The 11,088-nt window shown below is 58.5% G+C and carries 12 protein-coding genes and 1 pseudogene; 5 read left to right on the top strand and 8 right to left on the bottom strand.

Features of this window, described 5'->3' with window-relative positions; translation table 11 throughout:
* Positions 1-239: transposase (locus tag CQ14_RS17250; RefSeq protein WP_156435093.1), on the top strand; the 239-nt coding region annotated here is incomplete at its 5' end.
* Here CQ14_RS17250 and CQ14_RS17245 read toward each other — a convergent pair.
* From CQ14_RS17245 to CQ14_RS17225, 6 genes are all read right to left on the bottom strand, one after another.
* Complete coding sequence (locus CQ14_RS17245; protein ID WP_245320387.1) at positions 231-533, bottom strand: DUF3363 domain-containing protein; 303 nt, start codon at positions 531-533, stop codon at positions 231-233. The genes CQ14_RS17250 and CQ14_RS17245 overlap by 9 nt on opposite strands.
* Positions 484-633, bottom strand: a complete 150-nt coding sequence (locus CQ14_RS46380; protein WP_245320388.1) for a hypothetical protein — start codon at positions 631-633, stop codon at positions 484-486. Before CQ14_RS46380 ends, CQ14_RS17245 begins: the two co-directional genes overlap by 50 nt.
* Positions 634-781: 148 nt before the next feature.
* Positions 782-3,016: a hypothetical protein gene (locus CQ14_RS44655; RefSeq protein WP_063800371.1), complete on the bottom strand. Its 2,235-nt coding sequence runs from the start codon at positions 3,014-3,016 to the stop codon at positions 782-784.
* Between the two features lie 484 nt (positions 3,017-3,500).
* Entirely contained in the window at positions 3,501-4,172 is a 672-nt protein-coding gene (locus CQ14_RS17235) for a hypothetical protein (protein ID WP_057859056.1), read from the bottom strand.
* A 61-nt stretch (positions 4,173-4,233) separates the two neighbouring features.
* Entirely contained in the window at positions 4,234-4,983 is a 750-nt protein-coding gene (locus CQ14_RS17230) for a P-loop NTPase family protein (protein ID WP_057859058.1), read from the bottom strand.
* 1,187 nt (positions 4,984-6,170) lie between these two features.
* Positions 6,171-6,566 (bottom strand): hypothetical protein, encoded by a 396-nt coding sequence (locus CQ14_RS17225; RefSeq protein ID WP_156435091.1) that lies wholly within the window; start codon positions 6,564-6,566, stop codon positions 6,171-6,173.
* Between the two features lie 981 nt (positions 6,567-7,547).
* On the opposite strand from CQ14_RS17225, the gene CQ14_RS17220 reads away from it, so the two are divergent.
* The 4 genes from CQ14_RS17220 (at position 7,548) to CQ14_RS17205 (ending at position 9,735) form a co-directional block, all read left to right on the top strand.
* Positions 7,548-8,039 (top strand): LLM class oxidoreductase, encoded by a 492-nt coding sequence (locus CQ14_RS17220; RefSeq protein WP_156435089.1) that lies wholly within the window; start codon positions 7,548-7,550, stop codon positions 8,037-8,039.
* Positions 8,040-8,708: 669 nt separating this feature from the next.
* Entirely contained in the window at positions 8,709-8,987 is a 279-nt protein-coding gene (locus tag CQ14_RS17215; protein ID WP_082649916.1) for a helix-turn-helix transcriptional regulator, read from the top strand.
* Positions 8,984-9,175, top strand: coding sequence for a HipA N-terminal domain-containing protein (locus tag CQ14_RS46375; protein ID WP_057859053.1), 192 nt, complete (start codon positions 8,984-8,986; stop codon positions 9,173-9,175). The genes CQ14_RS17215 and CQ14_RS46375 overlap by 4 nt, the downstream gene beginning before the upstream one ends.
* Positions 9,112-9,735, top strand: coding sequence for a HipA domain-containing protein (locus tag CQ14_RS17205; protein WP_082649915.1), 624 nt, complete (start codon positions 9,112-9,114; stop codon positions 9,733-9,735). Before CQ14_RS46375 ends, CQ14_RS17205 begins: the two co-directional genes overlap by 64 nt.
* Here CQ14_RS17205 and fcl read toward each other — a convergent pair.
* Both fcl and CQ14_RS46370 read right to left on the bottom strand, forming a co-directional pair.
* Positions 9,710-10,663 carry a GDP-L-fucose synthase gene (fcl, locus tag CQ14_RS17200; RefSeq protein ID WP_057859051.1) on the bottom strand — a complete coding sequence of 318 codons (954 nt, stop codon included), beginning with the start codon at positions 10,661-10,663 and terminating at the stop codon, positions 9,710-9,712. The genes CQ14_RS17205 and fcl overlap by 26 nt on opposite strands.
* Positions 10,644-11,088 (bottom strand): annotated as a pseudogene (locus CQ14_RS46370) (GDP-mannose 4,6-dehydratase); the annotation flags it as partial. The pseudogene CQ14_RS46370 and the gene fcl, both read right to left, overlap by 20 nt.

Below are 11,088 nucleotides of genomic sequence, written 5' to 3'. Positions count from 1 at the left end.
CACTGTGCCCGCGCGCATGCGTCAATCAGGCGGTCTTCGTCGTAGGCGTACTTCCGAACAACCCCTCGCGGGCAATCAAATATCCGCTCAACAAACCACTCTATGCCGAGCGCCACCTGATCGAATGCTGCTTCTCAAAACTGAAGCGGTTCAGGCGCGTCGCAACGCGCTACGAAAAGACAGCCCGAAACTACTTCGCCGTCGTCACTATCGCTGCAGCTCTGCTCTGGTTAAGGTAATTGTCCACACGGCCTAGTCGACGCTGACTGGCCGGCGATGCCGCTCACCTGGTTGCTCAATTCGCGCTGGAGCGATGAGGACCAGGGCACGATCTGAAACCGAGACCAATGGTCGATCATGCCAAAGCGCAGCGAGGCGAGCGACAGCCTATCGGCGATAGATCCCCGCAGTCTACTCACCTGCATCAGCGGGTAATGCTCAAGCCCCATTTCCTCTGCGAGGCCTCTTCCGATGGTGTCGAGCTCACGGTGCAGGCTCTCGATCAGGTTGCGGCCAAAGCTTGACCTTGTCACCTTGACGGTAGGCAAGCCCCAGGTCTGCCAGCACATCGATCAACCGCTCCAGTGCCGCGCGGACCTCGGCACCAAGCAAGTTGAATTTCGCGTTTGCCATTTCCATTATCCAAACGCTCATGCATCATTGCGCAGGGCGTTTCCCGTCGGTGCCCTGGTCCGAGCAAGCCTATGCCACTTGCTCGCCGGTAAGACTTCTCCCGGTGCGCCGCCCCGCTGACCCCCGAGGGTGAAGCCTAATCGCGTCTTCAACCAGCTTCAGGATAAATACGAACGCGTGAGCTGCCGTCCGTTTCCAGCAACTCGGCCCTGTAAGGCACGCCGCGAATGTTGATATACGTCGGACGCCCGGCTTGCGGCATGAGGTGCTCCCCCTCTAGTGCACGGACAAGGTAAGACGGAAGCCAACGTTCCCTGTGCTGCCATCCCCCGCGGATAAGAAACCCAAGATCCGCTATGGGCTGACGCGATGGCCCAGCTTCATGCATCGGCCTGGCGCGAGGATGATGGATGAGACGAACGTCCGTGCGCCCTCCCGGCCCAAGAGTGGCCGAATAATGCTCACCGTTTATCGCGAACTGGCTTGGGCCGAAATGGTTCGGCATGAGATTGATGTTACTCAGTACATCGATCAGGACGTCCGAGGCCGATTGAGAGCCGTGGTGCCAGCCTTCGCCAACGATAGAGCCGATATCCAGTAGCTCCTGAGGGGCCCCTGATGGTCCAACGAACGACGGCTGTCTGGCGAGGTCAGGCGCCGGCACAGAGTGAGCGTCGTCGCGCAATTCATACGGTGTGGGCGGATTCAAATTAAGCAGCGGCCCAAGATCGCCGTAGACGTCTGACGACGGACGCCTCGCAGATGACGGTGAAGCGGGTTCTTGCATCTGCTCTCTAAACCAATTCCAAGCGCCCGCGCTCGGGGTGGCTGGCGTTGCCGGAAGCTCCTGAAGCGAGTGCAGCTGCGGGCCGCGGTGCGGTGTGAACGAGGATGACGCGGGCTCTTGCATTTGCTCCCTAAACCAGTTCCAAGCTCCCGCGCTCGGAGTGGTTGGCGTTGCCGGAAGCTCCTGAAGCGAGCTCGGCTGCGGATCATGGTGCGGCGTGAATGAGGACGGCGCGGGGTCTTGCATCTGATGCCTAAACCAATCCCAAGCTCCCTCGCTCGGCGTAGCTGGCGTTGCGGGAAGCTCCTGCGGCGATCCGGGCTGCCGAGCGCCTTCCCCGGCGAGCGGAGGCGCGCTCTCAGGAGGAGCCAGCCCCAGCGCTCTGTTCGCCTCGAGGACTTGCTGGTAACGCCGAAGCCTGAGCAAATCGGCGTCAATTTTGGAGTCCCCGGTTTGATTCCTATACTCCTTAACATCTTGGGCCAGCCCATCGTCGTTCAGTCGGCCAGCCATGGCGCCTTTTTCCCGCGTTTTCAGCCAATCACTCAGCCTGTAAAGACGGCGCGCCCGTCTATCAACCGTCTCCGGCTCAACCCTGGCTGTCACCTTTTCTGCCTCGGCCAGCATGTCGATGAGGGTCGCGTCTGTGGCATAAGGAGCCAGGCGGCGGATATCGGCGGACAAGGCGTTTCCGGCGCCGACGTGGCGGAGTTTTTTCAAGGCCGCGTTGGTGCGCCTCCTCGTAAGCGTAGAATCCTTCTTGGAATCCCTCGCGTAGGCCTCCACATCGGCATCCAACCCAGCTTCTAACTCCGGGTTGCCAATACGTTCTGCGATTGATGGCCTCCCGTTCTCGCTAAGCCAGGCGCTGAAATTTCGCAGATCGGCTATCGCATTTCTGATAGTGCCGTCGCCCACTGCTTTGCCGGTGCCGATGTCCCGCGTGAGCTTGGCTCTGCTTTTGAAGTCCTCAAACAGCTCCTCGTCCTCCTTAGGGACCCCGCGTGTTCGGCCGGGCTGCTTGGCGTAATCTACGCGAAACTTCGTTGAAAGGACCTCCTCCTGGGCCGTGGAACCGGACGGCTGTTCGCTGCGACTCGCCCCAAGCGCCTTTCCGACACCTGACTTGATACGCGACCACAGTCCGCGACTCTTGCTGTTCTTCGTCTGAATTGCAGGCTGCTCCTCAGATCGCAAAGTGTAATGCGCACTGCTGAACAGCTCATCCCGAAAATTGGACTGCGACGGTAATTGAGCCGAATCTCGAAAGTGAGTTCGGGGGATTTCTACGCTGTGGCGCGTGCTGCTGAACGAGTTGTCCATCAGCGGGGAGTGTGGCGGCATCCTCATCGAACCGCCGAGGTCAGTGCGCCGGATTCCTCCACCGCCCTTTTTGGGACTTTCATCAGGAGAACTTGACGTAGCGGAGCTCTCGCCAGGCGAATTGAGTTGCAACTCGCCCATCTGCTGCTCAAAGCTAGCTTGCTCGCTCGTATCGCCCGATTGCTGCCCCGCGCGCGACTGTTGATAGTACGCTTGCGCGAAGCCTTCCACATCAAAATCAAACAGGTCAAAATTGTTGTTAGTCCGCTCCATGGCACCTCACTCTCATACAAAAGCTCGCATCTGGCGCACGGCAGGCTGATTGAGTGGAAGCGGTGGAGCCTTCGGCCGGATTTCAACTGTCGAAGCTGAAGCAACTGACAATCGACAATCATTTGCCGCGGACCGAGACCGTCGCCACGCTCCTCCGATTTCCGAGATTAAGCAATCGGGCGTTCATTTCCCTTATGACGGATGACACCGCCGTCTAGATATCGACGTTCTCATGCTAGGAGAGTTACCTGTTGAGAAGCTGACGAATCTCAGAAGATCACAATGAGCCAATGGCGACTGCGTTGATTCTCAGAAAGCTGCCGTGTACTCGCTAGTTATTTTTGGCCCAAGCCACGCACGAGGCCTTTTCGATACGAAGCGGGCAAACGGCCTTGCCGACTGCTCGGACATTATGTCTGCGAGTGATACGACCAAACTTGAAGAACACTTATATCGCGCGAATTCTTCACATGCGGAATCCGACTCAAGACGACGGCTGTAGCATCGCCATTGATTCGAGATCGCGGAACATGACGTAGTTGCGCCAGATCCACTGATGCAACTCGCTGGAGGAATCCTTCTCGTTGCGCAGATATCCTGTGAATGAAAAGCTCAGTCGGTCGACGTAGGTCTTTAGAAATACTGGCAGCGCCGAAAAGCGGAGTACACGCGCGCCATCCATGACTTCAGGTAACTCGCCGCGCAGCATGAATTCATTGTGGATGGTGATCAGCGCTCCGGAAGGAATCCGCCGCCTCAGCATCTCATAGCTGCGCAAGGAGATGCGGTCGGTACCGGCCACGAATAGGACGACGGGGGCAACATGGCAGCGGAGCGCCTCCCTGATGAATCCGATCTCCTCGCACATCTTGAAGAATTCATCAAAGGCATGGAAGCCGAGATCGATTACCTTGGCCACCCGGTCGTGCAGGATAAGCCGGTCCATCAGCTGCATCTTGCCGTATGTGTCGATCACATCCGCCGTCTCAGTGATGTTAGGCAGGTAATCGACCAGTGACGGCTCCTTCAGATTGATGTCGAACGAGAGCGCAGTGCCGTTCTTCAGCAGTAAGAACTCGCTCATGAGGCGAGAGACGAGGGTCTTACCGACCTGCGGGCTAGGCGAGCAGATGATGTAAACGGGCGTAGCTAACATTGGCATTACTATTAAGCGAACTTCATACGCGGCTTAGCCCGTTCAATCGACGAACGATCGACTATTTTTCACCGCCGCGTGTTACTGACTTAGCGCCGGCCAAGTCGGTCAAGTTAATGCGATCATATTCGCGCCAGACATTCGCGAGCCAGTGCCGAACATAGCCGCGCAGAACGAAGGAGTGGTTCGCGGCCTCGTCGTTCCGATTCTTGTTGGCTACAAAGTTGACGAACGGGACGGAAGCAACTTCGACCTGCTCATAGGCCATCTCGTTGAGCTTAGGGATCGTCAGCTCGGTCGCGTTCTTGATTTGCTGGAAATAGGAGTTGTAGGTCGACTGGTCCCACTGGAAGAATTGAGTGTCGTTGATGAAGTTCTTGACCAGAAAGTACTTTGCACCACTCATGAAACCAGCAGTCTCGGCGATCTCGTCCAGAGAAGCGATGGAGGATCCCAAGATATGGAATACGGCAAAGGTGATCTGGCCGGACCGAGCGGCATCCAAAAAACCGATGTCGCGCAAGGATGCCAGTGCCGGGGACAGCAAGCCTGCGCGGGCGTCGATCACGGTGACAGATAGCCCTGAGTTCAGTGTGTCGAAGATCTTCATCTGATCCGCAGTCGTGGTCATGTCGACGATCTCGGTGATCTCGGGGTGGAAGCGCTTCAACGTTCCTCGCGGGGACTCGGTATCGAATGCGCGTGTCTGCACGTTATTGGTATTGAAATAGTCCAGAAGCGTTCGGGATACGGTCGTCTTGCCAACCCCACCCTTGTCCGCACCCACCACAATCACGACTGGCTTTGTCACGTAATTCTCCTCAAGCACTCGCTACGTCCGACCGCGACGTGTGCGATCGGCAAATGTCTGCTTTGGATGCGAACATGGCAGAAACAAGGGATACTGGAATCTTTGACGAGTCACCAACGTGATCGGTGGGGATTTGTTAACGCCAGGCAATCAGTGACGCTGGAGTACAGACGACAAGTTGCTGTGAGCGGTGTTCCACGTCAGGTTTGTGAACAGGTCGTCCGCGGAAAAGCCCGACTGGGACAATGAGATCACCGCGACCACCATCCAGCAGTACGTCCCCATTGTATAGATAAGCATCAAATAGCTTGAAACTCACGTAGCGTCAGGTTGTAGTCTTGGAGATGACCAAGGCTCACCGCGCAGGCGTCTATGCTCATTTGAGAAATCAATTCGAGCGGCATGGCTTGCGAAGTCGACCTTCTCGCTCGCGGATGATGACCGATTTAGCTTGTGCCAGGATGGGAAGCGCTTTCGCCGGTTATTGGAATGACACTGAAAGAGAGCAAAGTCGCAATGTGGCTTGGGGAGCGTCGGATAGTTACGATGCTGAATGCTTCCTAATGTAAGTTGCAATTGCGCAGGTCGCACACCGCCAGCGCAGCGATCAACTTATCAGAAGCTCGGGAACAGACGCTTCCACTGCAAAGGACAATCTTTGTCCGGCCGGTGTTCCGGCCCGGAGAAAGCGGCGCTGCGACGGTGTAGCAGCGCAGAGCACCCCTGGTGCGATCTCGTAATGACGTTGTGTACGGTCTGATGAAACTTTGTGAAGCGCTAAGCGAGATTGGTCGAACTCGCCACATCGGTGAATTCTCAGCTGTAGTGCTGAAGCACGACAAGCAGCTGCGGATGGTGGACCACGCAACCTTTCTGCAAAAGGCCGCCGCGGATTTCAAATTTCGATTTGTGGCATGCTTCGAAGAAGACATCCGCGCCGGGAAATCGATGGGGTACGCTACGACATGCAACGCGGTGAGCCGGCAGGCCGGAGGTCAGGCAGGTATCCAAGCTTGCGAGCGCATAGCTGCATGTATGTCTCGGCTTGATTACGCTCTGATTAAGGAAGTCGGGCTCAGAGCCCTTTCGTTGTTCGCATCATCATTCGGTCGACACTCAAGGGTGGCGGAATGCCGTAGTGCAACGATCAGAATCGCCGAATATTGTCACGATGAAAGCCGAGCGCTTCAGGAGTTGAACAGCCAAAGTCTAGGAGTGCTGGTGAACGGTTTCAGCAAGTGGCCGGAAGAGGCGGGGCCTCTCGCCAAGCCGCGAGCGCAATCGCGGGCGAGGTGTTTCGCCGTGCAAATCGCCATGCCCGGCTCTCTGAGTTTACCTCGCTGGGACTGGCGAACCTGGTCAACGGTTTCAGCAAGTGGCCAAAAGAAGCTGTCTCTCGCAAAGCCATATTCGCGATTGCGGGTGAGGTCATTCGCCGCGGTGACCGGCTGTCTCATTTCAATCAGCAGGACTTGGCGAAACTGGTGAACGGTTTCAGCAAGTGGCGCGAAGCGGCTGTCTGTCGCCAAGCCACAGTGGCAATTGCGGGTGAGGTCCTTCGCCGAGGCGACCAGCTCTCTCATTTTAATCAGCAGGACCTGGCAAACCTGGTGAACGGCTTCAGTAAATGGCCGGAGGAGGCCTCTCGGCAAGCCACAGTCGCCATCGCGGGTGAGGTCCTTCGCCGTCCCGGCCGGTTCTCTGATTATACTCATCAGGGACTGGCGAACCTGGTGAACGGTTTCAGCAAGTGGCCAGGTGAGGCGGCCTCTCGCCAGGGCACAGTTGCGATCGCGGGCGAGGTCCTTCGCCGAGCCGCCCGGCTCTCTGACTTAACTCAGCAGGGACTGGCGAATTTGGTGAACGGCTTCAGCAAGTGGCGCGATGAGGCGGCCTGTCGCCAAGCCACAGTCGCGATCGCGGGGGAGGTCCTTCACCGTGCACCCCAGCTCTCTCACTTTACTCACCCGCACTTGGCGAACCTGGTAAACGGTTTCAGCAAATGGCCGGAGGGACTCTCGCCAAGCCACAGTCGCTATCGCGAGCGAGGTCCTTCGCCGTGTCACCCAGCTCTCTGACTATACCCAGCAGGATCTGGCGAATTTGGTGAACAGTTTCAGCAAGTGGCCGAAAGAGGCGCCCTGTCGCCAAGCCACAGTCGCAATCGCGGGTGAGGTCCTTCGCGCCGTCCGGCTCTCTGAGTTTACCCAGCAGGGACTGGCCAATCTGGTGAACGGTTTCAGTACATGGCCTGAAGAGGCGGTGTGCCACCGTGCGATATTGGACATCGCTAGAGAGCTAGAAGCCAATATTTCAATCACGATTCCTACAAAGAATCGCAGCAAGGAAGCAGAGATACGCTGGATCAAGCGAGTGCCTAGGAACTCGAGCAGCGCCTGCGAAAGATCAGCAACGAGGTTGCACACTGCCAAGGACATCCGCCCACTGGGGAGCCGAAAGGGTATTGCAGTAGCGCAAGCACACCCTTTCGGCGCGAGCTGCCGAGCCCAGGATGCCCGAGATCACCACGTCGCCTACTGCATGCTGCGTAACAAGCGCCCGGTTTGCGCGAAAGTATTTTGCGTGCCGCGCGTCAAGGGGTAGGGGCGCTGGCTTTTGGATTTGTGGAGGCGTCGCAAGCGAAAGTTTGGCGCGACGACTACTATCAGATAATCAAGTCCGATGAGTGCGTGCCCATTGGGCATTCGGTAAACGCCAATATCGCCGTTCTCAACGGTATGATGGTTAATGAGAACGCCGAAGAAGCTATGCGTCGAGTACTCGATGGTTTCAAGTTCTTCGGCTATTCGATCGCGCATTATGCGGTGTATGGCGAACACCGTCCGGGGCGCACGAATTTGTGGCGGCACTTCCAAATGATCAAAGACGAGATGAAGCAGACGCCAGGCTCAGGCAGCATCGGGCAACCTAGGAGCGTTCGCGAGCATCTTATGAGGTATGCTGATGTCGGTATCGACCAGATGATCTTTATCCGGCAGTGCGGAATGAATAAGCACGAGCATATCTGTGAGGCACTCGAGCTTTTCGCCAAATGAGGTCATGCCTGCTCTGAAAGAACGGGAAAACGAGCGCGCCCGACGTAAAGAAGAGGAGCTGGCTCCCTACGTAGAGGCGGCACTTGCCCGCAGGCTATCGATGCCTGAGCTGAGCGAGGCGGACATCCCGAATGTCGAGGCGATAATCGTGCTCGAGCGTTTTAAAGGACTACGCCGCGGCGGGGGGCACCTTCGCGGACCCGACCCGCGGAGGCGCCATTCCGATGGCTTCACGCGAGTCCTTCGCCAAGTCGACCAATGTCGACGGATACCACCACGATGGGATCTGCCCGAATGGGCGGGTAGGTTAGTGGCCGGCAGCCATCGAGGAAATCGGCCCTCGCTCACAGTCCGAAAAAGCTTGTGTGCTGGCCGCACCGCGCCGCTGTGGTGGGCTGATTGCCGCGGAACTGCGATCAAGATCAGCGCGCGCGAAGCGCGATCACTCCCATGATCGTGGCGGCCGTCTCAAGTTAGCGCCGAACAGACTTGATAAGATTTCCCGACCGGTAAATTTGACTGTCCCGCAGCCAGTTCTGAGTAGATCTTTTCCCGGTCGGAAAATTTTGTCCGCCGGAACCCAATCTTTACCGGGGTTTTCCCGGTCGGTAAATTCAGGCTTCCTGCACGCCCTGCCGGGGCTAATATTCCCGCTCGGGAAAGATGATCATGACCATCACGACCACCTCAGAACTCGGCCAGACGATCCGGAACCGGCGGACCTTCTTAGGTCTCCGGCAGCAGGACTTCGCCTTGGCAGCGAACGTCGGCGTCCGGTTTATCGTCGACATCGAGAATGGCAAGGAGACAAGCCAGGTCGGTCTGGTCCTCCGCCTGCTGCAGGCGCTCGGCATCCGGCTGACGGCGGAAATGAGCCCTGTGCCGGCGGCTCGCTCGGCCAGCGAGGAATCCGAAACCTTCGACCCTGATAACTTCACGCCTTCATGACGACCAAGCCGAAAGCGGGCGGCGCCGGCGAGACCCTGGAAGTCCGGTGTGGCGACAAGCTCGTCGGGCTGCTGCGCCGGCGCTCGGACCAAATCCAGGACATCGAGTTCGTCTACGATGAAGCGTGGGTGAAGGATCCTCGGGCGTTCGCCGTCTCGACCCGCATGCCGCTCACTCAGCGCTGGTGAAGCGCTACGACCGCGAGCCTCACGGGCGCAGCCTCCGCAGAATCCATCAGGAGGATTTCTGTCAGGCCACGGGGCACATCCCATCGACCAAATACGAATCCAATCTGGCGACCAAGCTGCGTGGGCCTCCCCTGAAAGACTGCTTTGACGTCCTGCGGAACACGCAGGCAGGCGCCTTCAACGCCGCCCGCTTCGTCGATTTCTTAGTCTTCAACGTTCTCTGCGGAAACGTCGATGCGCATTCGAAGAACTATTCGCTGCTGCTGCAGCCGAGCGGCGCCGCCTCCATGGCGCCGCTCTACGACGTCATGAACGGCGACATTTATCCGGACGTCACGCGAAACCTGGCGATGAAGATCGCCGGCAAGAACCGCGGTCACGACATCTACGCCCGACATTGGGATCGGATGGCGGAGGAAAACCACCTTTCCGGCGCGCAGGTGAGGTGGCGCGTCGGCGAATTGTCTCAGGCTGTCCTCGATGCGCTGCCGTCCGTCGTCGAAGAGTTGAACGCGCGCCTCGCGCGGGGCGGGCTCAAGCGTTTACGGCGTGCTCGCTGAGGAACGCCTGATAGGCAAGCCGGATGCCGTCTTCGAGCCGCGTCGTGGCACGCCAACCGAGCTTGACCAACCGGCTGACGTCGAGCAGCTTGCGCGGGGTGCCGTCGGGGCGCGGGGTGTCAAAACTGATCTCGCCGGCGTAGCCGACGGTTGCCGCGACCACGCGTGCGAATTCGGCGATCGTGATGTCCTCGCCGGTGCCAATATTGACCAGTTCGTGATCCGAATAGGTCTTCATCAGATGAATGCAGGCATCCGCGAGGTCGTCGACATAGAGGAATTCGCGCCGCGGCGTGCCGGTCCCCCACACCACGACCTCCTTGGCGCCGGACTGCTTCGCTTCGTGGAAGCGGCGGATCAGCGCGGCGGCGACATGGCTGTATTCGGGATGATAATTGTCGCCACAGCCGTAGAGATTGGCCGGCATGACATTGATAAAATCGGCGCCATACTGGCTGCGATAGGCCTCCACCATCTTGATGCCGGCGATCTTCGCAATTGCATAAGGCTCGTTAGTCGGCTCCAGCGGGCCGATCAGCATAAAATCTTCGCGTAGGGGCTGCGGCGCGAGCTTGGGGTATATGCAGGACGAGCCCAGGAACATCAGCTTCTCGGCGCCATGGACGTGCGCGGCGTGGATCACGTTCGCAGCGATCGCCAGGTTGTCGTAGAGGAATTCGGCGCGCAGCGTGTTGTTGGCAACGATGCCGCCGACCTTGGCGGCAGCGAGAAACACCACCTGCGGACGGTTGTCGGCGAACCATTGGTTGACCGCCGCCTGGTCGCGCAGGTCGAGCTCATTGCGGCTCATTGTCAGCAGTTCGACGTCTTCATGCGCCAGCCGGCGCACCAATGCGGAACCGACCATGCCGCGATGGCCGGCGACGTAGATCGTCTTGCCCTTCAGCTCAAACGGAATGCTTGCCATTGGCTACCTCCCGCCGCGCATCCTCTAGGTCGCCTGCGACCATTTCCTTGACCATCTGGGCAAAGGATATCTTGGGCTTCCAGCCCAGGTTCTCCCGCGCCTTGCTGGGATCGCCGATCAGAAGGTCGACTTCAGTGGGCCGGAAATAGGTCGGATCGATGCGGACCAAGGTCTTGCCGGACTTCACATCGACGCCGGTCTCCTCGACGCCTTTGCCGCGCCATTCGATACGGCGGCCGACCTCGGCGAACGCCAGTTCGACGAATTCGCGCACCGAACGGGTCTCGCCGGTCGCCAGCACGAAATCGTCGGGGGCATCGGCCTGCAATATCCGGTGCATGCCCTCGACATAGTCGCGCGCATGGCCCCAGTCGCGCTTGGCGTCGAGGTTGCCGAGATAGAGCGTGTCTTCCAGGCCGACCTCA

Source organism: Bradyrhizobium lablabi, assembly GCF_001440475.1.
Classification (GTDB): Bacteria; Pseudomonadota; Alphaproteobacteria; order Rhizobiales; family Xanthobacteraceae; genus Bradyrhizobium; species Bradyrhizobium lablabi.
The sequence above is the reverse complement of the archived record's forward strand: the minus strand, read 5'-3'. Positions and strand labels throughout refer to the sequence as shown.